Source organism: Streptomyces sp. NPDC101151 (genome assembly GCF_044768335.1).
GTDB lineage: Bacteria > Actinomycetota > Actinomycetes > Streptomycetales > Streptomycetaceae > Streptomyces.
On record NZ_JBIWPP010000017.1, the window covers coordinates 122,451 to 146,944 of the forward strand.

Sequence of the window (24,494 nt, forward strand, 5' to 3'; positions counted from 1 at the left end):
CCGACAGGGAAGTTGGCGGGTGCGGTGTGCCGTGCCGCGCTCCGGGGGATGACGCCGGTGCGCGGCACGGCTTCGAGGGTAGGGGACCCGGCGGCCCGCGGTGTCCTACTGGCCGACGCGGCCCGGCTGCAGCGTCTGCGTGAACAGCACGCTGCCGTCCTGCTCACGCAGCCGTACCGTCAGTTCGCCGCTGTCGCCGTCGATGTCGACCTCGCCGAAGAACTGGTAGCCGCCGGCGGGGGAGACGTTCGAGGCGGTCGGCGCCTTCACGAACACCCGCTCCGGACCGAACGTGTTGTCCAGCGCGCTGGCCGGGAACGCACCGGCGTTGAGCGGTCCGGAGACGAACTCCCAGAACGGCTCGAAGTCGGTGAAGGCGGCCCGCGACGGCTGGTAGTGCTGGGCCGAGGTGTGGTGCACGTCCGCCGTCAGCCACAGCGTGCCGGTGATCCGCCGGTGTTTGATGAAGCGCAGCAGCTCGGCGATCTGCAGCTCCCGGCCCAGCGGGGCGCCCGGGTCGCCCTGTGCCACCGCCTCGATGTTCGGCTTGTTCTCCATCGGGTCGGGCACCACCAGGCCGAGCGGCATGTCGGCGGCGATCACCTTCCACACCGCATGCGACCGGGACAGCTCCCGCTTGAGCCACTCCAGCTGCTCACGCCCGAGGATGCCCTGGGGGTCCACGGTCTGGTCGTCGGCCGAGTTGGCGTTGCGGTAGGTCCGCATGTCCAGCACGAACACGTCCAGCAGCGGGCCCTGGCGCAGGACGCGGTGGACGCGGCCCTCCTTCGGGCCCGGCCGCAGGGTGGAGATCGGGAAGTACTCGCTGAACGCACGGCGGGCGCGCGCCGCCAGCACGTCGATGCTCTTCTCCGTGTACCGGGTGTCGGTGGCGGCGATCACCTCGCCCGGGTACCAGTTGTTGCGGACCTCGTGGTCGTCCCACTGGATGACGGACGGCACCTGGGCGTTGAACCGCCTGAGGTTCTCGTCGAGCAGGTTGTAGCGGAAGTTGCCCCGGTACTCGGCGAGGGTCTCGGCGACCTTCGCCTTCTCCTCGGTGGTGATGTTCCGCCAGGTGCTGCCGTCGGGCAGGGCCTGGGTGGCGGTGATCGGGCCGTCGGCGTAGATGTTGTCGCCGCTGCACAGGAAGAAGTCCGGGTCCAGCTTCCCCATCGCGTCGTAGATCCGGTAGCCGCCGAGGTCGGGGTTGATGCCCCAGCCCTGGCCCGCCAGGTCGCCCGACCACAGGAAGCGCACGCCGTCGCGGCGGTGCCGGGAGACGGTACGGAAGGTGCCGGTCACGGGCTCGCCGGTGCGGCGCGGGTCGTCCGGGTCCGCGAGCCGCACGCGGTAGTGGATCTGCTCGCCGGAGGGCAGGCCGTGCAGCCGGGTGGTGCCCGTGAAGTCCGTGTCGGCACCCAGCAGCGGGCCGCGCCATCTGCGCGGGTTGCGGAACGACTCGGTGGCCGAGGTCTCCACGATCATCCGGGCCGGCCGGTCCGAACGCACCCACACCAGGCCCGAATCGGTGGTCACATCGCCCGTCTGCACACCCCAGCCTGCCTGGGGGCGCCCGGAGCGGGCGAACGCGGGCGCCGCGCCGAGGCCCACGGGCAGGGTCAGGGCCGCCGACGCGGCGAGGGAACCGCGCAGCACGCTGCGGCGGCCGGGGAGCGGACGGTGGGACATGGCTGCGCCTCCAGTGACGGGTTCGGGCCGGTGTGCAGAGCCACACCTACTGGTGTGCTGCGGCGCGCACGCAAACCACAAGTGAACAGCCGGCCGTCGGGCCGCCGGTCAGCCGGCGAGCGCTTCGGCCATCAGGCCCACGCCCGCCCGGATCCGGGACGGCGGCAGATGCGCGTACCCGAGCACCAGCCGCACGCCGCCCGCACCGGTACGCGCGTGCGTGCAGGCACTGAGCGGGCGTACGGCGATCCCGGCGTCGGTGACCCGTTTCAGGAAGTCGTCCTCCGGGCCGTACCGTTCGGGGAGTTCCGCGATGGCGTGCAGGCCCGCCGCGATCCCGGACACCCGCGCTTCGGGAAAGTGTTCGGCCAGCGCGGCAATCAGGGCGTCCCGGCGCTCCCGGTAGGCGCGCTGGCAGCGGCGCAGCTGCCGGTCGTAGTCACCGCGCTCCAGAAAGCGTGCGAACAGCGCCTGGTCGAGCGAGGGATGGCCGAGGTCCATGGTCCGCTTACGTTCCACGACCTCGTTGGCCAGAGCGGCGGGTACCAGCAGCCAGCCCAGCCGGAGCCCGGGGGCCAGGGACTTGCTCACCGAGCCCATGTAGGCGACGTGTTCGGGATCGAGGCCCTGGAGGGCTCCCACGGGTGCCCGGTCGTAACGGAAGTCCCCGTCGTAGTCGTCCTCCAGCACCAGGCCGTCCACCGACCGTGCCCAGTCCAGCAGTTCGGCGCGGCGCCCTGCCGAGTACGCGATTCCGGTGGGGTACTGGTGGGCGGGCGTCGTCACCACGGCCCGCACCCCGGATGCGCGCAGCGGTTCGAGGGCCAGGCCGTCCTCGTCCAGCGGCAGCGGTACGGTGCCCAGCCCTGCCGCTGTGTACAGGCCGTCGTGCTGCGGGCTGCCCGGGTCCTCGACCCCGATCGTGCGCATCCCGCGCGCGTGGAGCACGGATCCGACCAGGGTGCTCGCCTGGGCGACACCGGAGACGACCACGATCCGCTCCGGGTCGGCCACCACACCCCGGCGGCGGGCGAGCAGGCCGGCGAGCGCGGTGCGCAGCCGGGGCAGCCCGCGCGGGTCCGGGTAGCCGAGGTCGTGGTGCGGCAGTTCGGCCAACTCGGCGCGGTGTGCGGCGGACCAGGCGGCCCGTGGGAACAGGGACAGGTCCGGTGTTCCCGGGACGAAATCGGCCCGGGTGCCGGGGGAACGAGGAGCCAGGTCGCGCGCGCGGGGCCGGGCCGCTCGTACCGCCTCGCTCACCCAGGTCCCCGCGCCCCGGCCGCTGCGCAGATATCCCTCGGCCGTCAGCTGCTCGTACGCCTCCGTGACCAGGCCCCGCGACACGCCGAGGTCGGTGGCGAGGTCCCGGCTGGACGGCAGGCGCGTGCCGGGCGCGAGCCGGCCCGAGCGGATCGCTTCGCGCAGCGCCGCCTGCAGAGCACGGCCACGCGCGCGTGCCGGTGCCGAGGCCGCGGGCAACAGCAACTCCCATGCGGCGGAGCCCGTGAGACTGCCGTCATTGGTCCCCGAAGAGGTCATGGAAGTGGACCTTAAACCGGACCGCTCCGCTTCCTAGCGTCACCGTCATGAAAGCCACCACCGTCCGCAACATGAAAGCCACCGCCGTCCGCAACATGGGAGCCGCCACCGTCCGCAAGAAGACCACCGCCGACCGCACGCACACCGCCTCCACCCGCATGACGGCCACCACGACCCGCGGCGCCCTCCTCGCCGCCCTCGCCTGTGTGCTCGTCGGCGGGTCCTTCACCGCGAACAGCGTCCTCGGCCACTATCCGTACGCGGGCGGCCAGTTCCTGCGCTACGCCCTCGCGTGTCTGCTGCTCGCCCCGCTCGCGGGACGGGACGGAGCGGTGCGGCTGCGCGCGCTCGGGGCCCGCCAGTGGACGCGTCTGGCCCTGCTGGCGGCCGTCGGCATGGTCGGCTTCAATCTGGCCGTCATCGCCGCCGAACGCAGCGCCGAACCCGCGGTTCCCGGCGTCTTCGTCGGCTGTGCACCGGTCGTGGTGGCCGTCCTCGTCCCGCTCCTCGACGGGCGCCGCCCGCAGCGTGCGGTGCTCCACGGCGCGCTGCTCGTCGCCGCCGGGGCGTTCACCGTGCAGGGCTGGGGCCGCACGGACGGGCCAGGGATCGCCTTCTCGGCGTGTGCGCTGGGTGGCGAGGTGGGGTTCGCGGTCCTCGCCGTGCCGGTGCTGCGGCCGCTCGGGCCACGGCTGCTGTCCGCGACGGTGTGCGCCGTGGCCGCCGTCGAGGCCGCGATCACCGGTGCGCTCCTGGACGGCGGAGCGTGGCTGCGCCGTCCCGACGCCACGGAGGCCGCCGCGCTGCTGTGGCAGGCGGCGGTGGTCACCGTCGTCGGCTTCGTGTGCTGGTACATGGGGATGCAGCGCCTCGGTGCGGAGCGGGCCACGCTCTTCTCCGGGCTCATTCCGGTGGCCGCCGTCTGCACCGCCCCGCTGGCCGGCACCGGCTCCTACGGGCTCGCGCAGGCCGTGGGCAGCGCCCTGGTGGGCGTCGGGGTCGCCCTCGGCTCCGGTGCGCTGGGGCCTGTGGTCGCGCTCCCGTCGGCGGCGCGACGCCGGCCAGGCGCCTCCTCGGCCTCACAGACGCCCCCACTGCCCAAGGTGCTGTGCGAGGGCTCCCCAGGCTCCGCACCGGGCCCCGATTCAGGTGCCTTCGCACGAGGGTCAGGGCCCGGCACGCCGAGAGCACGCACCTGAGGCCGCACGGCCCCGTCCAGGCGCACGGCAGGAGCGCGACGACAGGAGCCCCCGGGAGTCCCGGCGCGTGCCGTTCAGCGGCTGCCGTCGAGGATCACCCGCGAGACCAGGGCCGGGTCGTCGTTCATCGGGCAGTGCCCGCAGCCGGGCAGCCGCACCAGCCGGGCGTGGGGGATGATCGTCTTGGCGCGGACGCCCTGGCGGCGCACGAGGAGCCGGTCCCGGGTGCCCCAGGCCACGGTGACCGGCAGGCCCGGCAGGTCGTCGGTGAACTGGACGGTGGTCCCGGCCCGCAAGGTCGCGTCGAAGCCGGCGGCCCCGGCCAGCGCGAGCGTCTCCGCGACCACGGCCTCGGGTGGCCGGCGGGCGGGACGGCCGTAGATGGTGCTGGTCAGTGCGGTGCGCCCGGCCGCGGTCCGCGACAGCCGTTCCACCAGGGGCAGCGGGAGCCGCTGGGCGATGCCCCGCATCGTGAGCAGCAGCGTGAACGCGTAGCGCCGCTCGGCCTCCGTCCAGAAGCCCGCCGGCGAGAGGGCCGTGACGGACCGGGCGAGCTTCTCGCGCCCCAGCTCCAGGGCCAGCAGGCCGCCCAGCGAGTTGCCTGCCACGTGCGGGCGGTCCAGATCCAGCGCCTCGAACAGGGCGCCGAGCACGGAGTTGGTCGAGGGCAGGTCGTAGGCCAGACCGCCCGGCAGGCCCGGGGACGCGCCGAAGCCCGGCAGGTCCACGGCGATCACGTCACGCTCGGTCGCGAGGATGTCCACCACCGGGTCCCAGGCCTGCCGGTGGTGGCCGATGCCGTGCAGCAGGACCAGCGGTTCTCCGCGTCCCACACGCGCGTAGGAGACGGTCACGTCCTTCGGGCCGTGCGGACTCGGGACCGTGAAGGAGACGGTGGCGGACATGGGGTGCTCCTCGTCTGGGCTGCTGACGGACGCCGTAGACAGCTTGTCAGCAATTGCTACCAGCGGGTAGCCCCCAGTTGCGGGGCATGCCGCGCCCCTACGGCCGTCAATGCGCCCGGCGCACCTCGAAGTTGAAATCCGCGTGCCCGAACTTCTGGAACAGACCGAACCACAGCGGCAGCAGCATCTCCATGGCCCGCGCCGACCGGATCCCGCCCAGGTCCAGGACCCGCCCGGCCGGCCAGCCGATCTCCCCGAGCAGCTCCGTCACCTGCTGCTTGGCGCCGGCGTCGTCACCGCACACGAACAGGTTGTGTTCGCCCGGTACCCGCCCCGGATCCACCATCACCTGGCAGTTGACGGTGTTCATCGCCTTCACCACGCGCGCGTCCGGGAAGGCCCGCTGGATCTGTTCGGCCACGCTGTCCGACTCCACCGGGTCCAGCCGCAGCTGCCCGTCCTCGAACGACAGGGGGTTGCAGACGTCCACCACGACCTTGCCCGCCAGATGCTCCGCTCCTGCCGCCCGGAGGGCGTCGAGCGCCACCCGGCCGCCCACCGCGGTCAGCACCATGTCGGCCGCAGCGGCCGCGTCCGAGAACGCACCCGCGTGCGCGCGGCCGCCCGCGGCCGTGGCCCATTCCGCCGCGATCGGGTTGTCCCTCGTGCGTGACCCGAGGGTCACGTCGTAGCCCAGCTCCACCAGCCTGCCGCCCAGAGTGCGGCCCACCTCGCCCGTGCCCAGCACCGCGTAGCGCATCGGTCACCTCCCGGACCCCGGCCGCCGGCCACCGGCGGTCCGCGGACATTGTGATCCGGACCGGTCCGGGAGAGGCCGATTCCGCCTGGACACCGGCAGGCGTGTCGGATGGGATGGGACGGTGAGCGCCGACACCACGACCGACGTCTTCGAAGAACACCGGCCCCTCCTCACGGGAGTCGCCTACCGCATGCTCGGCCGTGTCGCCGACGCCGAGGACGTGGTGCAGGACGCCTGGCTGCGCTGGTCCCGCGCCGACCGGGAACAGGTCCGCGAACCGCGCGCCTACCTCGTGCGCATCACCACCCGGCTGGCCATCGACCGGCTGCGCCAGGCGCAGGCGCGCAGCGAGTCCTACGTCGGCCCGTGGCTGCCCGAGCCGTATGTCACCGAGTTCGCCGACAGCGTCCCCGACACCGCGGACCGCGCCCTGCTCGCCGACTCCGTCTCCTTCGCCGTGCTGGTCGTCCTGGAGTCGCTGTCCCCGCTGGAGCGCGCGGTCTTCGTCCTCCGGGAGGCCTTCGGCTACCCGTACGGCGAGATCGCCGCCCTGCTCGACCGAGGCGAGGCGGCGGTACGGCAGCTCGCCGGGCGGGCCCGCCGGCACGTCGAGGAGCGGCGGCCGCGCTACGAGGTCGACCCCGCCCAGCGCCGGGACCTGACCGAACGATTCCTCGCGGCCGCGGTCGAGGGGGACCTCGAGGGGCTGGTGTCCCTGCTCGCCCCCGACGCCCGGCTGGTCGCCGACAGCGGCGGCAAGGCGAAGGCGCCGGTGCGGATCCTGCACTCCGCCGACAAGGTGGGCCGCTTCCTCGTCGGCGTCGGCGCCAAGAACGTGCCCGACCTGTCCTTCCGCCTCATCGAGGTCAACGGAGGTCGCGCGGTGCTGGTCCTGTCGGGGGACAAGCCGGACAGCGTGTTCCAGGTGGACGTCGCCGACGGGCTTGTCACCACGGTGTACATCGTCCGCAACCCCGACAAGCTGCGGTCCCTGGCCGGCCACTGACCCGTACCCCGAAGGCACCCGTCGTACGGCGGGGGTTTTGCCGCGATGTCACACATGCGGACCCTCACGAACGCCTCGTGAACGCTCCACGGCGCGACCCCTGTGTATTGCCCCAGGGAACGAGGATTGGTCTTGACCAAGGGTGACGGCCGCCCTATGGTCGCAGATAAGTGCAACAACCTTTAATAAACAAGGGCGCTAAAAACCGCCGGACCACGGCTCTTGCGGAGGACAGGGTGGGGACCACGCAGCTGGAATCGGTGCCGGAACCGAAGTACTGGCATCTCAAGACCGTGCTCAGTGAGGCACTGGACTCCGAGTTCTCGGTCGGTGAGATCCTGCCCAACGAGCGCGATCTCGCCGCCCGCTTCGGCGTGGCCCGTGCCACGCTCCGCCAGGCCCTCGAACAGCTGGAGCTGGAAGGCCGGCTGCAGCGCCGACGCGGAGTCGGCACGACGGTCGCGCCCCCGCGCGTCGGTGTGGCCGTCGGCACCGAGCAGCACGCCTGGCCGGGGGCCGCCGACGACGCCTGGCAGCCCGTCGACTGCGTCCAGTCCGTGCCGCCCGCGGCCGTCGCCTCCGCACTGGAGATCGAGTCCGGCGAGTCCGTGCACATCGTGCGCCGCTCCCGGATGTCGCACGGCCAGCGCGTCGCCACCGAGCTGCTCCACATCCCGGCGGCCTCGGTTCCCGACCTGACCGCGATCGACGCCCCGTCCGGATCGGCCCGCGCGCGTGCGGTGCTGCGCGAGCTGCAGCGCCTGGAGCTCGAGGGCCAGGACCGTGCCGTCGAGCTGGGCTCGGCCCGCGCGGACGACGCCAAGGACCTCGACCGGCTGCCCGGCGCACCCGTCCTGGTCGTCACCACCCGCTTCTTCGTCGAGGGCCGCACCGCGGCGGTCTCCGTGGCGACCTACCGCGCCGACACCTGCCGGCTGACCTTCGGCGACTCGCCCGATGTGGAGATACACCACGATCCCGAGCAGCGGGCTTCCTGAGCCTCCACGATCTCCAAGGCGCGCCCCGGAACCCCACCGGGGCGCACGGCGTTCCGACGCTGGGAGCCGGCCGTCGGCCGCCGGCCCCCGATCCGTACCGCCTCAGCGGCGCGCAGTCACCGTGCCCTCCACCGCGAACAGCTGCTCCTCCACGTGGTCGAGAGCCAGCCGCAGCGCACCTGTGGCCACGGCCGCCTCGCCGAGCAGCGACAGCGTCACCCGGGGCGGGCGCAGGCAGTAGCGCGCGAGTTCGCGGCGCAGGGGATCGAGCACGCCGTCCAGGCCGGCCGCCCAGCCGCCGATCACGACCAGTTCCGGGTCGAGGGCCAGCGCCAGCGCGGCCACGTCGTGGACGAGCCGCTGGATGAACCGCTCCACGGCCGCCCGCGCCCGCTGGTCGCCCTCCCGGGCCAGCGCGAACACCTCGGCGACCGCCTGTTCGTCCAGCGGGTGCAACGGCTCGTCGGTGGTGGACAGCAGCGTCTCGGGGGTCACCTCCCGGCCCAGCAGGTGCAGCGCGCCGATCTCCCCGGCCGCCCCGCCGTACCCCCGGTGCAGCCGTCCGCCGATCAGCGAACCCGCACCCGGGCTGAGCCCGGCGAGCACGAACACCACGTCGTCCGTCTCCGTGGCCGCGCCCTTCCAATGCTCGGCCACGGCCGCCGCGTTGGCGTCGTTCTCCACCAGCACCGGGCACTTGAAGGAGCGGCTGAGCCGCTCGCCGAGTCTGAGGCCCGTCCACTGCGGCAGGGCCGTGCCCAGCCGTACCCTTCCGTCGGCCTCCACGATGCCCGGTGTGCCCACGCCGACCGCCCGCAGCGAACCGCGCGCGACCCCGGCCCGGCGCAGCAGCTCGGCGACCGCGCCGCGCAGCCGCTCCAGCCGCTCGTCGGCGGGAGCCGTCTCGTCCACCTCTTTGGCCTGGGTGCCGAGCACCCGTCCGTCCAGGTCGGACAGGAGCGCGGTGACCCGGTGGGCGCCGATCTCCAGGCCCAGCAGATGCCCGGCCTCGGCCCGGAACCGGAACCGGCGGGCGGGCCGTCCCTGACGTCGTGCGGTGCCCTCCTCGGCCGCCTGCTCGACCACCAGCCCCGCCTCGATGAGCCCTTCCACGACCCCCTCGACGGTGGGCCGGGACAGTCCGGTGACCCGGGTGATCTCGGTGAGCGTCGCGCAGTCCGTTGCACGCAGCGCGTGCAGCACCACCGCGGAATTGATCCTTCGCAGCAGCGACGGATCGCCGCCGGTCAGCTGCCCCACCGTCCGTCCTCCCAGCTCGCGGGCGTGTTGGGCGGATCGTACTCGGCCCGGTCCACCCCGGCGAGTGCCGGGCCGCCTCCCGGTCGGCGGCAGCCATGGATCAGCCCGGCGCGACGAACCCCGACTCGTAGGCGGCGATCACGGCCTGGGTGCGGTCGCGCGCACCGAGCTTCGCCAGTACGGCGCTCACATGCGACTTCACCGTCTCGGCCCCGACGACCAGATGGGCGGCGATCTCCGCGTTCGACAGGCCCCGCGCCATGAGCCGCAGCACCTCTCCCTCACGCTCCGTCAGCCCGGCCCCCGAAAGCGGCGCACCGGTCGCGTGGTTGCCGCCGTACCGGGCGGCGAGCTGCCGTACGGACGCGGGGAACAGCAGCGACTCGCCCTCCGCCACCAGCCGCACCGCGTGGACGATCTCGGCCGGCCTGGCCCGCTTGAGCAGGAACCCGTCGGCACCCGCGCGCAGCGCCTCGTACACGTACTCGTCGTCCTCGAAGGTGGTCACCACAAGGATCTTGGGTGGCGCGTCGACGGTACGCAGCACCGCGCGCGTGGCCTCGATCCCGTCCATCAGCGGCATGCGCACGTCCATCGCGACCACGTCCGGCCGCAGTTGACGCACGAGCGGGATCACCGCCGCACCGTCGGCCGCCTCGCCCACCACCTCGATGTCGGGCTGTGCCCCCAGAACGGCCCGCAGACCCGCGCGCACCAGGGGTTCGTCGTCGACGAGAAGGACGGTGACCGGCATCCGGCAAGCCTAGTGCCGCGTCAGGCGACGTTCGCCCCGTCGCGACGCCCGGCACGCTCCCCCGGAGGGCGTACCCCCACTCGCCGTACCGGCCGAAAGCCCGTGTACGTCCCGTACGACGGCTTCCGGCCGGCACTCCACCAGCCTCCGGCCGGGGGACCCCCGGAGCACGCACCGGACGCCCCTCCTCGACGGGCGAACGCTGCCTGCCGCGGCACTGGATCAGCCGAGCGGCAGCTCCGCGTGCACCTGCCAGTCGCCCTCGGCCGGCCCGGTACGGGCGCTGCCCCCGAGCAGAGCGGCACGCTCCCGTATGCCGCGCAGCCCGCTGCCCCGCCCCGGCCCCGGTATCGCGGCCGGGAGCGCATTGCGCACCTCCAGCGCGAGTGTGTCCTCGGCGACGGACACCCGGACCCGCACGGGGACGGCCCCCGCGTGCCGCAGCACATTGGTGAGCGCCTCCTGGAGGATGCGGTAGCCCTCGCGCGAGACCGGCCCCGGCACCGCCGCCACGGGTCCGGTCACCTCCGCGTCGACCTCGGCGCCGGAGGCGCGCGCCGAGTCCAGGAGGCGGCCGGCGTCGGCCAGCGTGGGCCGGGCAGTCGCGGGCCGTTCCGACTCGCGCAGCACCCCGAGGACCCGCTCCAGGTCGGCGAGGGCGGCCCGGCCGGTCTCCTCGATGGCTCCGAGCGCCCGGTCGGTGAACTCCGGATCACCCGCCGCCCGCGCCGCACCCGCCTGGACCACCGCCACCGTCAGGGAGTGCCCGATGGAGTCGTGCAACTCCCGTGCGATCCGCGTGCGTTCGAGCAGCTGCTCGGTGCGCTCCTCGAGGGCGGCCAGCCGTTCCGCGGCGGACGGCCCGAGGAGCCGGAGTGCGCAGAACGTGATCAGCTCGCCGAGCCCGACCACCGCCCCGTACAGGGCGAGCAGCGGGAGCGGAACCAGCAGGGCGTACGCCCGGTCCGGGGACACCTGGTCGAGCAGCGGAACGGCCGAGGGTGCCTGTCCCCAGGCGAAACCGGCCAGTTCGCAGGCGAGGATCATCAGCCACACCGTGGCGAACACGGCCGCCGCACCCAGGAGCATGCGCACCTGGAGCCACAGCACCGTGCGCAGCCGGTCCCGCCAGTTCGCCGACGGCGTCACCGAGATGCCGGGCTCCTCGTCACCCGGCGTCAGCAGCAGCCGGGCCTGCACGCCCTCGCCCATGCGCACGGCGGGCACCAGACCGAGCGGGACGAGGACGAGCGCGGGCACCCAAGGAGTCGACATATTGATGAAGAGCCACACACTGACGATGAGCATGGGCACCCACAGATGCAGCAGGCGCGTGTACGTCGTCCCGCGCAGCAGCGGGCGCAGGAAGCGGGCCATGCGGACATCGTCGCAGGCGGCACCGACAACGAGCCTCCCCCGCACGGGGGAGACGATCTCCACCGGCGGGGGAGGAACCGCCGCGCTCGCCCGGCCAGGCTGGAGCCATGACCAGCATCGACGTACGACACCTCACCAAGGAGTACGGCGGACGGCGGGCCGTGGACCACCTCACCTTCAGCGTCCGCCCCGGCCGCGTCACCGGCTTCCTCGGCCCCAACGGCGCCGGAAAGTCCACCACCATGCGCCTCGTCCTCGGCCTCGACCGGCCGACCTCCGGCACCGCCACGATCGGCGGCCGCGCCTACGGCGAACTCCGCGAACCCCTGCGCCGGGTCGGCGCCCTGCTGGACGCGCGGGCGGCGCACGGCTCCCGGACCGCGCACGACCATCTGCGCGCCCTGGCGGCGAGCAACCGTATCCCGCACCACCGGGTCGACGCCGTCCTGGAGAAGACCGGACTGGCCGCGGTGGCCCGGCGCCGGGTGAAGACGTACTCCCTGGGCATGCGTCAACGGCTCGGCATCGCCACCGCCCTGCTCGGTGACCCCGAGGTGATCCTGCTGGACGAGCCCGCCAACGGTCTGGACCCCGAGGGCATCGTCTGGATCCGCACCCTGCTGCGCGGACTGGCCACGGACGGCCGTACCGTCCTGGTCTCCAGCCATCTGATGAACGAGACCGCCGCCTTCGCCGACCACCTGGTGATCCTCGGCCGCGGCCGGCTCCTCGCCGACACCCCCGTCCAGGAGTTCATCCACGCGCGCGTGCAGCCCCGGGTCAGGATCCGCACCACCGACGGTGCCGCCCTCGACGATCTCCTCGCCCGCCACGGCCACGACGCTTCCCGGGGCGAGGACGGGACGTGGACCGTGCGGCACGCGCGCGTGGACGACCTCGGCCGTCTCATGTCCGAGGCGGGCCTACCCGTACTGGAACTGGCCGCCCAGGAGGCCACCCTGGAGCAGGCCTATCTCGATCTGACCGCGGCGGAGGCCGAGTTCACCACCCAGCCCCAGGAGGCCTGACCATGCCGTTCGCCCCCGTCCTGCACGCCGAGTTGATCAAGATCCGGACGCTGCGCTCGCTCCTCGGCAGCCTGGCCGCGATCTTCGTCGCCACCGCCGCGTTCTCCGCGCTCGCCGCCGCCGACGCCGGCGACGCGGACCCGTTGTTCTCGGCGTTCTTCGGCGTCGGCTTCGGACAGATCGCCGCCGTCGCCTTCGGCACGACCGCGCTGTCCTCGGAGTTCCGGGGCGGCGCGCTGCGGCTGACGCTGGCGGCCGTGCCCGACAGGCGGTGCTGGTTCGCCGCGAAGGCCGTGGCGACCGCGCTGCCCGTGCTCGCCGTCGGCCTGTTCACGGGGCTGGTGACCCTGCTGGTGGCCAAGAGCGTGCTCGGTGCCTCCGGACCGGCCTGGGCCGAGGGGCTGCGCGCCGCCGTCGGCTGCGGCCTCCACCTCACGCTGATGGCGCTGTTCGCCACCGGACTCGCGGCCGTGCTGCGCAGCGGCGTCGCGACTCTCTCCGTCCTGATCCCGTTCCTGCTGGTCGTGTCCTTCGTCATCGGTGGTCTGTCCGCGGGCCTCGCCGACTTCCTGCCCGACCGGGCCGGCCAAATCGCCCTGCACAGCACCTGGGACGGCCCCCTCGGCCCCTGGACGGGGCTCGCGGTGACCGCGCTGTGGACGGCGGCGGCGCTGGGCGCGGGGGCCTGGAGCCTGCACCGCCGGGACGCCTGACGGCGCGCCGGTTGTCAGTGGGGACCGGTTTACTGGATCACATGGACATCGTGAACCACCGTGCCGTGATCGACCTGCTGTGCGCCCGGGAGTTCCCCGCGGGAGCACGGCGGGACGGACGTCCGCACGGGCGGGCCCGGGTACCTGATGGCCGAGGCGCAGAGACAGACCCGCCCTGACCCGACCCGAGCCGTCAGGCCTGCGCGGCGTCTCGCAGCCGTGCGAACTCCTCCGCCATCGTCGCCGCCGTCCAGTGCGCGTTCAGCCCGCTGGGATTGGGCAGCACCCACACCCGCGTGTCCCCGACGGTCGCTTCCTGCGGCCCCACTCGAGCCCCGCGGTCCCCGAAGGCGGCCCGGTACGCGGTCACTCCGACCACGGCCAGCCACCTCGGCCGCAGCCGCGTCACCTTGGCCGTCAGCAGCCGCCCGCCCTCGACGTACTCCCCGGCGGTCAACTCGTCGGCCCGAGCGGTCGCCCGCGCCACCACGTTGGTGATGCCGAGCCCGTACGACAGCAGTTCGCGCTGCTCGGCGGGCTTCAGCAGCCTCGGCGTGAAGCCGGACAGGTGCAGCACCGGCCAGAAGCGGTTGCCGGGGCGGGCGAAGTGATGGCCCGTGGCGGCCGTCATCAGGCCCGGGTTGATCCCGCAGAACAGCACATGGAGACCGTCCGCGATCACGTCAGGGACGAGTCGGTCGCGGGCGGCCTCCAGTTCGGCCTGGGTGAAGCGGGTCAGAGGATCGCTCCGGGGGTGTAGCCGGCGGCCTCCGGGTGCTGCTTGACGATCTCCTCGATCCGGCCGACGACCATGCCGACCTGGTCGGCCGCCGCGCCGGTGAAGGACAGCTTGTCGGCCATCAGCGCCGCCAGCTGCTCGCGGTCGAGCGGCAGCCGCTCGTCGGCGGCGAGCTTGTCGAGCAGGTCGTTGCGCTCGGCGCCCTGCTCGCGCATCGCGAGCGCGGTGGCGACGGCGTTCTCCTTGATCGCCTCGTGCGCGACCTCGCGACCGACCCCGGAGCGCACGGCGCCCATGAGCACCTTGGTGGTGGCGAGGAACGGCAGGTAGCGGTCCAGTTCGCGGGCGACCACCGCCGGGAAGGCGCCGAACTCGTCGAGGACGGTCAGGAAGGTCTCCAGCAGGCCGTCCAGCGCGAAGAACGCGTCCGGCAGCGCGACCCGGCGCACCACCGAGCACGAGACGTCACCCTCGTTCCACTGGTCACCCGCCAGCTCACCCGTCATCGAGGCGTAGCCACGCAGAATCACCATCAGACCGTTGACGCGCTCGCAGGAGCGGGTGTTCATCTTGTGCGGCATCGCGGACGAGCCGACCTGGCCCGGCTTGAAGCCCTCGGTCACCAGCTCGTGCCCGGCCATCAGCCGGATCGTCTTCGCCAGGGAGGACGGCGCCGCCGCCACCTGCACCAGCGCGGTCACGACCTCGTAGTCCAGGGAGCGCGGGTAGACCTGGCCGACCGAGGTGAACGCCTGCGAGAAGCCGAGGTGCCGCGCGATCCGGTCCTCCAGCTCGGCGAGCTTGCCGGCGTCCCCGCCCAGCAGGTCCAGCATGTCCTGCGCGGTGCCGACCGGGCCCTTGATGCCACGCAGCGGGTAGCGGGCAAGCAGCTCCTCGGCCCTTCCGTACGCCACGAGCAGCTCGTCGGCGGCGGTCGCGAAACGCTTGCCGAGGGTCGTGGCCTGCGCGGCCACGTTGTGCGAGCGGCCGGCCATGACCAGCTCGGCGTACTCGCCCGCCAGCTTGCCCAGACGGGCCAGCACGGCCACCGTGCGGTCGCGCATCAGCTCCAGCGACAGCCGGATCTGCAGCTGCTCCACGTTCTCGGTGAGGTCGCGGGAGGTCATGCCCTTGTGCACGTGCTCGTGCCCGGCGAGGTCGTTGAACTCCTCGATGCGGGCCTTCACGTCGTGCCGGGTGACCTTCTCGCGCTCGGCGATCGAGGCCAGGTCGACGGTGTCGAGGACGCGCTCGTAGTCGGCGATCGCCTCGTCCGGCACCTCGATGCCGAGGTCCTTCTGGGCCCGCAGCACGGCGAGCCAGAGCTGCCGCTCCAGCTTCACCTTCTGCTCGGGCGACCAGAGCGTGGCGAGCTCGGCGGAGGCGTAGCGTCCGGCGAGGACGTTCGGGATGCGGGGCTTGGCGGGCGCTGAAGTCACGTAGACGGATTCTACTGGCGATTTGTGCAGGCCAGCGCCATGGGTCTGTTCGGCGGATGCTACGAGAGCTGTGTCACGTCGTCCGTGTCGGCCAGTTCCGCGAGTACGTCGGCATGGCACAGGTCGGGCGCGCACCAGCAGGCCAGTGTCCTTCCGCGCAGGTCGGGGACCAGGTCGAGCAGCTGAGGGCGCTCCAGGAGGTAGGCCCGGTACATCGCCATGACCTCGGCCCGGGTGCCGTGCCGCTTCCGCTTCGGGGTGTCGTAGGCGAACGGGTTGTACAGGAGGTGCCGGGGGAGGTCCCAGCCGCCCATGGTCCAGCGGCGGCCCACGTAGACCACGTCCGCGGGGGCGTGTTCCAGCCGGGGGCCGAACTCGTGGATCCGGCCCCTGACGTTGATCACCCGGGTGGTCATGGCAGGGACGCTATGCCTGGCCCTCGAAGGGGAGCAGCTCCGGCCGCTTCGGCGGGCGGCCGTCGCCGGAGGAGCGGCCGGTCAGCCGCCGCCCTATCCACGGCAGCAGGTACTGCCGGGCGAACCGTGCGTCCGCGGCCCGCCGTGTCGCCCACCCGGGCGGCGGCGTGGCCTGCATCGGCGTACGCCACTCGGTGTCCTCGGGTGCGTAGCCGAGCGTCTGCCACACCGCCTCCGCGACCCGGCGGTGTCCCTCGGCCGACAGGTGCAGCCGGTCCACGTCCCACAGCCGCGGGTCGGCCAGCGACGATGCCCCGTACAGGTCGACCACCACGGCGCCGTGCCTCTCGGCCAGGTCGTCCACGCAGGCGAACAGCTCTTCCATGCGCGGCCGGAACCGCTCCAGCACCGGGCCCTGCCGGCCGGGGCTGCGCATCAGCACCAGCTGCTTGCAGCTGGGGGCCAGCCGTTCGACCGCCTCGGTCAGCAGCCCCTTCACCTGGCCCATGTCGCACTTGGGCCGCAGTGTGTCGTTGAGCCCGCCGACGAGCGTGATGACATCGGCGTTCATCGAGGCCGCCACGTCCACCTGCTCGTCGACGATCTGCCCGATCAGCTTCCCGCGCACGGCGAGGTTGGCGTACCGGAACCCGGGGGTGCGGGCGGCCATCCGGGTGGCGAGGAGGTCGGCCCAGCCGCGGTAGGAGCCGTCGGGCAGCAGGTCCGACATGCCCTCGGTGAAGGAGTCGCCGACCGTGACCAGGCTGGAGTGCGTGGGAGGTGTGGGAGATGCGGGAATCTTCTGCATGGCGACAGCGATGGTATCCCGGCTCCATACCCGCCGGTCGGTCACCCCCGGGTGGTCCGGGACGGCTCAGGCGGGCTGCCCGAACAGCTCGCGCAGCACGTCCTCCATGGTCACCAGGCCGGCCAGCCGCCCGTCGTCGCCGAGCACGCCCGCGAGGTGCGTACGGCTGCCGCGCATCGCGGTGAGCACGTCGTCCAGCGGGGTGTTCTCGCGCACGCGTGCGATGGGCCGCATGTCGCGCAGCCGGAACGGCATGTCCCGGGGCGAGGCGTCCAGCGCGTCCTTGACGTGCAGATAGCCCACGATCCGCCGGCCCTCGTCGACCACCGGGAACCGGGAGAAGCCCGACTCGGCCGACAGTCCCTCCAGCTGCTCCGGTGTGACGCCCACCCGCGCGTACACGACACGCTCCAGGGGCACGACCACGTCCCGCACCGGCCGGCGGCCCAGCTCCAGGGCGTCGTGCAGCCGCTCCTGCGCCCGGTTGTCGATCAGACCCGCCTCGCTGGCGTTCTTGACGATCTCGGCGAGTTGGGTGTCCGTGAAGGTCGCCGCGACCTCGTCCTTCGTCTCCACCCTGAGCAGTTTCAGCAGTCCGTTCGCGAAGGCGTTGATCGCGAAGATCACCGGGCGCAGGGCCCGGGACAGCGTGACCAGGGGAGGGCCGAGCAGCAGCGCGCTGCGCACGGGCTCGGCGAGTGCGATGTTCTTGGGCACCATCTCGCCCAGCAGCATGTGCAGGTAGGTCGCCAGGGCCAGCGCGATCACGAAGGACACGGCGTGACCCGCGCTCTTGGACACGCCGACCGCGTGGAACACCGGCTCCAGCAGATGCGCGATCGCCGGCTCGGCGACCACACCCAGGACCAGCGTGCACAGCGTGATGCCCAGCTGGGCGGCGGCCAGCAGCGCCGACACGTGCTCCAGGCCCCACAGCACGCTCTTCGCGCGCCGGTCGCCCTCCTGTGCGAGCGGCTCGATCTGGGAACGGCGCACGGAGATCAGCGCGAACTCGGCGCCCACGAAGAAGGCGTTGACGACCAGGGTCGCCAGACCGATCAGCAGCTGTACGGCGGTCATCGCGCCCCCTCCGTCTTCCCGCGGCTCCGTTCGGTGTCCTTCTCCTCGTCCGGCGGTGCGTGCAGCAGGACCCGGGCCGCCCGGCGCCCCGAGGCGTCCACGACGTCCAGCCGCCAGCCGGCCACCTCGACGGTGTCCCCCACGGCGGGTATGCGGCCCAGCTCGGTGGCGACGAGGCCGGCCAGCGTCTCGTACGGCCCCTCGGGCGCGCGCAGGCCCACGCGCGCGAGCTGGTCGGTGCGGGCGGCGCCGTCCGCCGAGTACAGGGCCCGGCCCTCGGTGTCGGAGCCGGCGGGTGCGAGGTCGGGCGTCTCGTGCGGATCATGTTCGTCCCGCACCTCGCCGACGACCTCCTCGACGATGTCCTCCAGCGTCGCCACGCCCGCCGTACCGCCGTACTCGTCGATGACGACGGCCATGGTGCGCTTGCCGGACAGACGGTCCATCAGCCGGTCGACGGTGAGGGACTCGGGCACCAGCAGGGGCTCGCGCATCACCTGGGTGACGGAGCGCCGCATCCGCTCCTCGGCCGGCAGGGCCAGGACGTCCTTGATGTGGGCGACGCCGACGACCGAGTCGAGGCTGCCGCGGTGGACCGGGAACCGGGACAGGCCCGTCGCCCGGGTCGCGTTCGCCACGTCCTCGCAGGTCGCCTGCGCATCGAGGGCGATGACCTGGACGCGCGGGGTCATCACGTTCTCCGCGGTGAGGTCGGCCAGGTTCAGCGTCCGGACGAACAGCTCGGCGGTGTCCGCCTCCAGGGCGCCCTGGAGGGCGGAGTGCCGGGCGAGGGCCGCCAGCTCCTGGGGGCCGCGCGCGGAGGCCAGCTCCTCGGCGGGCTCCAGGCCGAACCGGCGCACCACACGGTTGGCGGCGTTGTTGAGGTGGGTGATGAAGGGGCGGAAGGCGGCGCTGAACCAGCGCTGCGGGTTGCCCACCCGCTTGGCCACGGCGAGCGGCGAGGAGATCGCCCAGTTCTTGGGCACCAGCTCGCCGACGACCATCAGGAACACCGTCGAGAGCGCCGTGCCCAGCACCAGCCCCACCGAGGTCGCTGTGGTGGGCGTGAGGCCCATCGCCCGGAAGGGCCCGGAGAGCAGCTGGGCGATCGACGGCTCGGCGAGCATGCCGACCACCAGGTTGGTGACGGTGATGCCGAGCTGTGCGCCGGAGAGCTGGAAGGTCAGGTTCCGTACGGCCTTCAGGGCGCCCGAGGCGCCGTGCTCGCCGCGTGCGGCGGCTCGCTCCAGCTCGCCGCGTTCGACCGTGGTCAGCGAGAACTCCGCCGCCACGAAGGCACCGCAGGCGAGCGAGAGCAGGATCGCCACCAGAAGCAGCAGCACTTCGGTCATCGGGTCACCCCTGTCCCAGGATCGGACAGGGCAGGGCGGAACGCGCGGTGTCGCGGACCGGGAGGGTCGTCCATGGGCGGACGCTCACAACCTTTCGAGGAGGGCCGAGTGCTCCCTCAATGGTAAAGGATGAGTAAAGAGTCCTCGGGATCGAGTCCGCCGGGTACCCGGAGTTCAGTCCGCGAGCGGCTTCACCCAGCGCCGCCACCGCTCCTCAGGCGCGTACCCGGCCGCCCGCCACGCGTGCTGTGCGGTCTCGTTGCGGACCAGCACCATCGCGTCCCCGCGCCGCCCCCCGAGCCGTACGAACCGTTCCTCGGCGGCGGCCAGCAGCGCCGAGCCGATGCCCTGCCGCCGACGCTGCGGGTGCACCGCGAGCCGGTACAGATGGCAGCGCCAGCCGTCGAAGCCCGCGATCACCGTGCCGACGAGCTCGCCTTCCTGCTCGGCGAGGATCAGTGCCTCGGGATCGCGGGCGACCAGCCGCTCCACTCCGGCGCGGTCGTCGCTGATGCTGGTGCCCTCGGCGGCCGTCTTCCAGAAGGCCAGGACGGCGTCCAGGTCGGCGGGCAGGGCGGGACGTATGCGCGGTTCGATCATGTGATCACTCCATCACGGGGGAGTGCTCCCGCCCGGAAATTCCATCATGCGGACTCCTCCCGCAGCCGGGCCATCACCGGCGCGAACGCCTCCATGTACGGCTCCAGGACGGTCAGATAGGAGAACCCGAACCGCTCCCGCTGTGCCCGCACCCGCCGCACGACGTCCTCCAGGGGGCCGGCCAGCACGATGGGCAGGGCCAGTGCCTGGTCCAGGGTCAGCCCGGGCTGGCGTTCCAGGAGCGGTTCGAGCGCGGGCTCCGGGTCGTCGGTGACGGCCACGAGCTGGATGAGCAGGTTCAGCTCGGCGGGTTCCGCCCGGCCCGCCGCCAGCTCCCGGTAGCGGGCCACCCGCTCGTCCACCGCGTCGGCGCCGACGGGCTCCAGCTTCCCCGTGGTGCTGCCCGGCACCAGCCGTGTCCCGGTGAAGCCGACGATGTCCGCGTGCTCGGCGGTCAGCCGCAGCATCCGGTCGCCGCTGCCGCCGAGCAGCAGCGGTACGCGGCTCCGGGCGGCGGTGCGGGGCCGGTGCTCGTCGGCGCCCAGGAGGCGCTCCAACTCCTCGACCGTGCGCCGCAGGTGGTCCACCCGTTCGCGCGGGGACCCGTACGGCAGCCCCGCCGCCTCGTGCTCGGACCGGACGTAGCCGGTCCCCAGGCCCAGTTCGAGACGGCCGCCGGTCAGCGCGTGAGTGGTCGCGACCTCCCGGGCCAGCAGGGTCGGATTCCAGAAGCCTGCGTTGAGCACGAAGGTGCCGAGCCGCGGCCGCTCGGTCGCCCCGGCGGCCGCCACCAGTGCCGGGAACGGCGCGACCATGCCGAGATGGTCGGGGACCAGGATCACGTCGTACCCCAGCTCCTCGGCACGGCGGCACCTGGCCCGCCACTCGGCGGTGGGCGAGGGCGTGAGCAGGTTGACCCCGAAGCGGAACCGGCGTGCCATGAACTCTCCTCAGCAGTGCGTGACTTGAGTCGGTGCCCGCGATTCCATCACGCCCGCGCCGGTCCGTCACTCGTGCGCGATCGCCGCCAGCACGTTCATCCGGGACGCCCGCAGAGCGGGCAGCAGCGCCGCCACGACGCCGACCACCGCCGAGCCGATCACGACAGCGACGATCGTGCCCCATGGGATCGCGAGCGCGGTCATGCCCTGCAGGGCCAGCACCTGCTGTGTGCACAGCCCCCACACGAGCCCGAGACCCAGCCCCAGGACCGCGCCGAACACCGCGATCACCACCGACTCCAGCCGGATCATCCGCCGCAACTGACGCCGGCCCAGTCCGATCGCGCGCAGCAGACCGATCTCCCGGGTGCGCTCCACCACCGACAGGGCGAGGGTGTTGACCACACCCAGCACGGCGATGACGATCGCGAGCCCGAGCAGCGCGTACACCAGGTAGAGCAGCACGGCGATCTGGTCGTGGACCAGTTTCTTGTAGTCGGCCTGGTCGCGCACCTGGACCTGCGGGAACGGCTCCAGCGCCCGCTCCAGACGGGAACGCAGTTCCTTGGCCCCGGCGCCGGGGGCCGCATTGACGTAGACGGCGGAGTCCTGGCCGCCGGGCACGTACGTCTTCAGGGTCGCGAGGCCCAGGAAGATGCCGCCCTGGGTGCCGAATGCCTGGGACCCCTCCTGGTCGGTGAGGGCTCCCACCGTCAGCTCCGCCCGGCGACCGCCCTGGAACTCGACCGGGAGCACGGTGCCGACCCGCACGTGGTGGTCCTCGGCGAAGCCGGCGTCCATGGCGAGGTGCCCGTCCGCCAGTGCCGCGGCCGAGCCGCCCTTGGCGTAGGCGAGGTGGGCGACGGCGTCGAGCCGGGGGTCGTATCCGGCGGCCGCGGTCTTCACGCGTCTGCCGTCCGGGAGCCGCACGGCGATCGGGGCGATCCGCTGCCGTACGACGAGCCCGACGCCGGGCGTGGCGGCCACGGTGTCCGTGACCTCCTTCGTGAACGGCGTGAAGTTGGCGTTCTGGACCGTGAAGTCGGCCCCGAGCGTCTTGTCGATCTGCCGGTCGAACGACGCGGACATGGAGGCGCTCGCCACCGACATCCCGCCGACCAGCGCGAGGCCCACCATCAGCGCGGCCGCGGTGGCGCCGGTGCGGCGCGGATTGCGCAGGGCGTTGCGCTGGCTCATCCGGCCGACCGATCCGAACAGCGCGGGGAAGGCACCGCCCAGGACACGGATCACCGGCCGTACCAGCAGCGGCCCCGCGATCACGGTCGCGATCAGTGTCAGGGGCACGCCGAGGCCCAGCAGGGAGGCCGACGAGGAGGTCTGCGTGGCCGTCGCGCACCCGGCCAGCGCGGCCGCACCGGCCGCCCCGACCAGGGATCCGACGATCGCCCGTGTCTTCAACGGCTTGCCCACGCCGGCGACTTCGGCGTCCGCGAGCGCAGCCATCGGCGAGACGGCCGCCGCGCGCCGCGCGGGCAGGTACGCGGCGACGAAGGTGACGCCGACGCCGACGGCATAGGCCGCGACCGGTGTCCCCCAGCCGATCACCATCTCCGTGGCCTTGAGGTTCATCCCGAACGCGCTCATCAGCCGGATCAGGCCGAACGCGAGTCCGATCCCGGCCGCGAGACCCAGCGTGGAGCCGACGACACCGAGCAGTACCGCCTCGGTGAGCACCGACCTCCGCACCTGCCTCCGATCGGCGCCCAGCGCCCGCAGCAGACCCAGTTCGCGGGTGCGCTGGGCGATCAGCATGGAGAAGGTGTTGACGATCAGGAAGACGCCCACGAGCACGGCGATGCCGGCGAATCCCAGCATCACGTATTTGATGACGTCCAGGAACCCGCCGAGGTCGGCCGCGGCCGACTTGGCCTGCTCGTCGGCCGTCTTCAGGTCGTAGGTGCCGGTGCCGACGGCCTCGCCGACACGGCGCTTGAGTTCCGGGTCGGTCACACCCTTGGCGGCGTCCACCGAGATGCTGGTGGCCCGGTCGGCGGAGCCGAGCAGTCGGCGGCCGGCCACCGCCGGGTCCAGGAAGACCAGGGCCGCACCCGGGTTGGTGGTGGTGAAGGTGGCGATGCCGACGACCCGCACCCGGAACGTGCCCGGCTGCGCCTGCACCGTGAGGGTGTCGCCCATCCCTACGTGCTTCTTGTCGGCGGTGTCCGCGTCGAGCAGCGCCTCGCCCGCCCCGTGCGGCGCATGACCGGAGGTCAGCTTCACCGGGCTGCGGTGGGTGACGTACCAGGACGTGGCGATGGTCGGGGCGCCGGTGGTCGGGCCGACGGACTTGTTGTGGCTGTCGACCACCACCACGTTCTGCACCGACACGTCCGCGTGGGCCGCCGCGACTCCGTCGACCTTCGTCACCCGCTCCTTCAGGGCCGCGGGCACGGTCTCGACCGCACCGCTCGGCACGGGGGACTTCAGGTCCTGCTTCGCCTCGATCGTCACATCGGCGGAGGTCGAGGCGAACAGCCGGTCGAAGGTGCGGGTGACGGTGTCGGAGAAGATCAGGCTGCCCGCGACGAACGCCACGGACAGGACGACGGCCAGCGCGGACAGTGCCAGCCGGCCCTTGTGCGCGAGGAAGCTCCTCAAAGTCGCCTTGAGCACCGGTTCAGTCCTCCTGAGCGGTGCTGTCGTCGCCGAGCCGGCCGCGCACCACGTCGAACGCCTTCATGCGCTCCAGCACGGCGTCCGCCGTCGGCCGCTCCATCTGGTCGACTATTCGCCCGTCGGCGAGGAAGAGCACCAGGTCGGAGTGGGCGGCTGCGCCCGGGTCGTGGGTGACCATGACGACGGTCTGCCCCAGGTCGTCCACGGCGCTGCGCAGGAAGCCCAGCACCTCGAGACCCGCCCGCGAGTCCAGGTTGCCGGTCGGCTCGTCGGCGAAGATCAGCTCGGGCCGGGAGGCCAGCGCCCGCGCGCAGGCGACCCGCTGCTGCTGACCGCCCGAGAGCTGCGCCGGGCGGTGGTTCAGGCGCCCCCGCAGCCCGAGCGTGTCGATGACCTGGTCCAGCCACTTCTCGTCGGGCTTGCGGCCCGCGATGTTCATCGGCAGGGTGATGTTCTCGGCCGCGTTCAGCGTCGGGATGAGGTTGAACGACTGGAACATGAACCCGATCCGGTCCCGTCGCAGCCGGGTCAGCTCCCGGTCCCGCAAGCCGGTGATCTCGGTGTCGCCGAGCCAGACCTGACCGGCCGACACACTGTCCAGGCCGGCCAGGCAGTGCATCAGCGTGGACTTCCCCGAGCCCGAGGGACCCATCACGGCGGTGAACCGGCCGCGCGCGATGTCCACGTCCACCGAGTCCAGTGCGAGCACGGCCGTCTCGCCCGAGCCGTACGCCTTGGTCAGCCCGCGGGCGCGGGCCGCGACCCCGCCGTCCGGCGCCCGGCCCGGCGCGTACTCCGCAGCAGGTGTGGACAAAACCGCCTCCGGTCGCCTCGACGTCCCGACTCCTGATCGAGGCCGAGCCTAGTGTGACCGGCCCCACAGCCGGAATCCCTCTTGCGGCCGAGGACACGGACACCGTGTAAGGGGCACCTTCCGTGCGCGGCGCGCGGTCGGCAAGGACCCGGCACCCTTGCCGTTGCTAGCGCCTTGGCGCTAGCGTCGAGGTATGGCGAAGACCCAGCTGAACGTGCGCGTGGACGAGGACACCGCCCGCGCGGCCCGCGAGCGCGCCCTGGCCCGCGGCATGAGCGTCAACCGCTACATCGAAGAGCTGGTCAGACAGGACGCGGGCGAGGCCGGCCGCACGTTCGTCGACGCCGCCGCCGACTTCATGAAGCAGTACGAGTCCGTGTTCGCCGAGGAGTTCACCGAGGTGCGCGGCACCGAATCCGGTGAGGGTCGCAGCTGAT

The 24,494-nt window shown here is 72.8% G+C and carries 23 protein-coding genes; 6 read left to right on the plus strand and 17 right to left on the minus strand.

Annotated elements, in window-relative coordinates:
* Nucleotides 1-105 precede the first annotated feature (105 nt).
* Both ACIRU3_RS27960 and ACIRU3_RS27965 read right to left on the minus strand, forming a co-directional pair.
* Nucleotides 106-1,692 (minus strand): alkaline phosphatase D family protein, encoded by a 1,587-nt coding sequence (locus tag ACIRU3_RS27960; RefSeq protein WP_404061561.1) that lies wholly within the window; start codon nucleotides 1,690-1,692, stop codon nucleotides 106-108.
* Between the two features lie 108 nt (nucleotides 1,693-1,800).
* The gene (locus ACIRU3_RS27965) at nucleotides 1,801-3,231 is read right to left on the minus strand and encodes a PLP-dependent aminotransferase family protein (RefSeq protein WP_404061564.1); all 1,431 of its coding nucleotides are present in this window, start codon (nucleotides 3,229-3,231) and stop codon (nucleotides 1,801-1,803) included.
* 158 nt (nucleotides 3,232-3,389) lie between these two features.
* Between ACIRU3_RS27965 and ACIRU3_RS27970 the strand changes: the two genes are divergently transcribed.
* Nucleotides 3,390-4,430 (plus strand): EamA family transporter, encoded by a 1,041-nt coding sequence (locus ACIRU3_RS27970; RefSeq protein WP_404061791.1) that lies wholly within the window; start codon nucleotides 3,390-3,392, stop codon nucleotides 4,428-4,430.
* Between the two features lie 74 nt (nucleotides 4,431-4,504).
* Here ACIRU3_RS27970 and ACIRU3_RS27975 read toward each other — a convergent pair whose 3' ends face one another.
* Nucleotides 4,505-5,335 carry an alpha/beta fold hydrolase gene (locus tag ACIRU3_RS27975; RefSeq protein WP_404061567.1) on the minus strand — a complete coding sequence of 277 codons (831 nt, stop codon included), beginning with the start codon at nucleotides 5,333-5,335 and terminating at the stop codon, nucleotides 4,505-4,507.
* 106 nt (nucleotides 5,336-5,441) lie between these two features.
* The gene (locus ACIRU3_RS27980) at nucleotides 5,442-6,095 is read right to left on the minus strand and encodes an NADPH-dependent F420 reductase (protein WP_404061570.1); all 654 of its coding nucleotides are present in this window, start codon (nucleotides 6,093-6,095) and stop codon (nucleotides 5,442-5,444) included.
* A 121-nt stretch (nucleotides 6,096-6,216) separates the two neighbouring features.
* On the opposite strand from ACIRU3_RS27980, the gene ACIRU3_RS27985 reads away from it, so the two are divergent.
* The gene (locus ACIRU3_RS27985) at nucleotides 6,217-7,101 is read left to right on the plus strand and encodes an RNA polymerase sigma-70 factor (protein ID WP_404061573.1); all 885 of its coding nucleotides are present in this window, start codon (nucleotides 6,217-6,219) and stop codon (nucleotides 7,099-7,101) included.
* A 236-nt stretch (nucleotides 7,102-7,337) separates the two neighbouring features.
* Nucleotides 7,338-8,099 carry a GntR family transcriptional regulator gene (locus tag ACIRU3_RS27990; RefSeq protein WP_404061576.1) on the plus strand — a complete coding sequence of 254 codons (762 nt, stop codon included), beginning with the start codon at nucleotides 7,338-7,340 and terminating at the stop codon, nucleotides 8,097-8,099.
* Nucleotides 8,100-8,201: 102 nt separating this feature from the next.
* Here ACIRU3_RS27990 and ACIRU3_RS27995 read toward each other — a convergent pair whose 3' ends face one another.
* The 3 genes from ACIRU3_RS27995 to ACIRU3_RS28005 all read right to left on the minus strand — a co-directional run bounded on the left by ACIRU3_RS27995 (nucleotide 8,202) and on the right by ACIRU3_RS28005 (nucleotide 11,490).
* Nucleotides 8,202-9,359, minus strand: a complete 1,158-nt coding sequence (locus ACIRU3_RS27995; RefSeq protein ID WP_404061578.1) for an ROK family transcriptional regulator — start codon at nucleotides 9,357-9,359, stop codon at nucleotides 8,202-8,204.
* A gap of 100 nt (nucleotides 9,360-9,459) precedes the next feature.
* Complete coding sequence (locus ACIRU3_RS28000) at nucleotides 9,460-10,113, minus strand: response regulator (RefSeq protein ID WP_404061580.1); 654 nt, start codon at nucleotides 10,111-10,113, stop codon at nucleotides 9,460-9,462.
* Nucleotides 10,114-10,335: 222 nt separating this feature from the next.
* Nucleotides 10,336-11,490, minus strand: a complete 1,155-nt coding sequence (locus ACIRU3_RS28005; protein ID WP_404061583.1) for a sensor histidine kinase — start codon at nucleotides 11,488-11,490, stop codon at nucleotides 10,336-10,338.
* A gap of 107 nt (nucleotides 11,491-11,597) precedes the next feature.
* Between ACIRU3_RS28005 and ACIRU3_RS28010 the strand changes: the two genes are divergently transcribed.
* On the plus strand, nucleotides 11,598-12,518 hold the full coding sequence (locus ACIRU3_RS28010) for an ATP-binding cassette domain-containing protein (RefSeq protein WP_404061585.1): 921 nt from the start codon (nucleotides 11,598-11,600) through the stop codon (nucleotides 12,516-12,518).
* 2 nt (nucleotides 12,519-12,520) lie between these two features.
* On the plus strand, nucleotides 12,521-13,231 hold the full coding sequence (locus tag ACIRU3_RS28015; protein ID WP_404061587.1) for an ABC transporter permease subunit: 711 nt from the start codon (nucleotides 12,521-12,523) through the stop codon (nucleotides 13,229-13,231).
* A gap of 193 nt (nucleotides 13,232-13,424) precedes the next feature.
* On the opposite strand, the gene mug is transcribed toward ACIRU3_RS28015, so the two are convergent.
* The 10 genes from mug to ACIRU3_RS28065 all read right to left on the minus strand — a co-directional run bounded on the left by mug (nucleotide 13,425) and on the right by ACIRU3_RS28065 (nucleotide 24,057).
* Nucleotides 13,425-13,970, minus strand: coding sequence for a G/U mismatch-specific DNA glycosylase (gene mug / locus ACIRU3_RS28020; RefSeq protein ID WP_404061794.1), 546 nt, complete (start codon nucleotides 13,968-13,970; stop codon nucleotides 13,425-13,427).
* The gene (gene purB, locus ACIRU3_RS28025; protein WP_404061590.1) at nucleotides 13,967-15,409 is read right to left on the minus strand and encodes an adenylosuccinate lyase; all 1,443 of its coding nucleotides are present in this window, start codon (nucleotides 15,407-15,409) and stop codon (nucleotides 13,967-13,969) included. The genes mug and purB overlap by 4 nt, the downstream gene beginning before the upstream one ends.
* Before the next feature lie 59 nt (nucleotides 15,410-15,468).
* Nucleotides 15,469-15,825, minus strand: a complete 357-nt coding sequence (locus ACIRU3_RS28030; protein WP_404061593.1) for a DUF4326 domain-containing protein — start codon at nucleotides 15,823-15,825, stop codon at nucleotides 15,469-15,471.
* Nucleotides 15,826-15,835: 10 nt separating this feature from the next.
* Entirely contained in the window at nucleotides 15,836-16,633 is a 798-nt protein-coding gene (locus ACIRU3_RS28035) for an SGNH/GDSL hydrolase family protein (RefSeq protein WP_404061596.1), read from the minus strand.
* Nucleotides 16,634-16,699: 66 nt separating this feature from the next.
* Nucleotides 16,700-17,713 (minus strand): hemolysin family protein, encoded by a 1,014-nt coding sequence (locus ACIRU3_RS28040; protein ID WP_404061597.1) that lies wholly within the window; start codon nucleotides 17,711-17,713, stop codon nucleotides 16,700-16,702.
* Nucleotides 17,710-19,065 (minus strand): hemolysin family protein, encoded by a 1,356-nt coding sequence (locus ACIRU3_RS28045; RefSeq protein WP_404061600.1) that lies wholly within the window; start codon nucleotides 19,063-19,065, stop codon nucleotides 17,710-17,712. The genes ACIRU3_RS28040 and ACIRU3_RS28045 overlap by 4 nt, the downstream gene beginning before the upstream one ends.
* 174 nt (nucleotides 19,066-19,239) lie before the next feature.
* Nucleotides 19,240-19,665, minus strand: a complete 426-nt coding sequence (locus ACIRU3_RS28050; RefSeq protein WP_404061603.1) for a GNAT family N-acetyltransferase — start codon at nucleotides 19,663-19,665, stop codon at nucleotides 19,240-19,242.
* A 44-nt stretch (nucleotides 19,666-19,709) separates the two neighbouring features.
* Nucleotides 19,710-20,606 carry an LLM class F420-dependent oxidoreductase gene (locus ACIRU3_RS28055; protein ID WP_404061605.1) on the minus strand — a complete coding sequence of 299 codons (897 nt, stop codon included), beginning with the start codon at nucleotides 20,604-20,606 and terminating at the stop codon, nucleotides 19,710-19,712.
* 66 nt (nucleotides 20,607-20,672) lie between these two features.
* Nucleotides 20,673-23,240: an ABC transporter permease gene (locus ACIRU3_RS28060; protein ID WP_404061608.1), complete on the minus strand. Its 2,568-nt coding sequence runs from the start codon at nucleotides 23,238-23,240 to the stop codon at nucleotides 20,673-20,675.
* Nucleotides 23,241-23,244: 4 nt separating this feature from the next.
* Complete coding sequence (locus ACIRU3_RS28065; protein ID WP_404061610.1) at nucleotides 23,245-24,057, minus strand: ABC transporter ATP-binding protein; 813 nt, start codon at nucleotides 24,055-24,057, stop codon at nucleotides 23,245-23,247.
* Between the two features lie 193 nt (nucleotides 24,058-24,250).
* Here ACIRU3_RS28065 and ACIRU3_RS28070 point away from each other — a divergent pair, with 193 nt between their 5' ends.
* Nucleotides 24,251-24,493 (plus strand): toxin-antitoxin system HicB family antitoxin, encoded by a 243-nt coding sequence (locus ACIRU3_RS28070; RefSeq protein ID WP_404061612.1) that lies wholly within the window; start codon nucleotides 24,251-24,253, stop codon nucleotides 24,491-24,493.
* Nucleotide 24,494 lies beyond the last annotated feature (1 nt).

Bases quoted from the DNA above. Each gene is read 5' to 3' on its own strand.
- ACIRU3_RS28070 (WP_404061612.1), top strand. From the start codon at position 24,251: ATGGCGAAGACCCAGCTGAACGTGCGCGTGGACGAGGACACCGCCCGC.
- ACIRU3_RS28010 (WP_404061585.1), top strand. From the start codon at position 11,598: ATGACCAGCATCGACGTACGACACCTCACCAAGGAGTACGGCGGACGG.
- ACIRU3_RS27975 (WP_404061567.1), bottom strand. From the start codon at position 5,335: ATGTCCGCCACCGTCTCCTTCACGGTCCCGAGTCCGCACGGCCCGAAG.
- ACIRU3_RS28000 (WP_404061580.1), bottom strand. From the start codon at position 10,113: ATGCCGGTCACCGTCCTTCTCGTCGACGACGAACCCCTGGTGCGCGCG.
- ACIRU3_RS28030 (WP_404061593.1), bottom strand. From the start codon at position 15,825: ATGACCACCCGGGTGATCAACGTCAGGGGCCGGATCCACGAGTTCGGC.
- ACIRU3_RS28050 (WP_404061603.1), bottom strand. From the start codon at position 19,665: ATGATCGAACCGCGCATACGTCCCGCCCTGCCCGCCGACCTGGACGCC.
- ACIRU3_RS28040 (WP_404061597.1), bottom strand. From the start codon at position 17,713: ATGACCGCCGTACAGCTGCTGATCGGTCTGGCGACCCTGGTCGTCAAC.
- ACIRU3_RS27965 (WP_404061564.1), bottom strand. From the start codon at position 3,231: ATGACCTCTTCGGGGACCAATGACGGCAGTCTCACGGGCTCCGCCGCA.
- ACIRU3_RS28055 (WP_404061605.1), bottom strand. From the start codon at position 20,606: ATGGCACGCCGGTTCCGCTTCGGGGTCAACCTGCTCACGCCCTCGCCC.
- ACIRU3_RS27970 (WP_404061791.1), top strand. From the start codon at position 3,390: ATGACGGCCACCACGACCCGCGGCGCCCTCCTCGCCGCCCTCGCCTGT.
- ACIRU3_RS28005 (WP_404061583.1), bottom strand. From the start codon at position 11,490: ATGGCCCGCTTCCTGCGCCCGCTGCTGCGCGGGACGACGTACACGCGC.
- ACIRU3_RS27980 (WP_404061570.1), bottom strand. From the start codon at position 6,095: ATGCGCTACGCGGTGCTGGGCACGGGCGAGGTGGGCCGCACTCTGGGC.
- ACIRU3_RS28045 (WP_404061600.1), bottom strand. From the start codon at position 19,065: ATGACCGAAGTGCTGCTGCTTCTGGTGGCGATCCTGCTCTCGCTCGCC.
- ACIRU3_RS28015 (WP_404061587.1), top strand. From the start codon at position 12,521: ATGCCGTTCGCCCCCGTCCTGCACGCCGAGTTGATCAAGATCCGGACG.
- ACIRU3_RS28035 (WP_404061596.1), bottom strand. From the start codon at position 16,633: ATGCAGAAGATTCCCGCATCTCCCACACCTCCCACGCACTCCAGCCTG.
- ACIRU3_RS27960 (WP_404061561.1), bottom strand. From the start codon at position 1,692: ATGTCCCACCGTCCGCTCCCCGGCCGCCGCAGCGTGCTGCGCGGTTCC.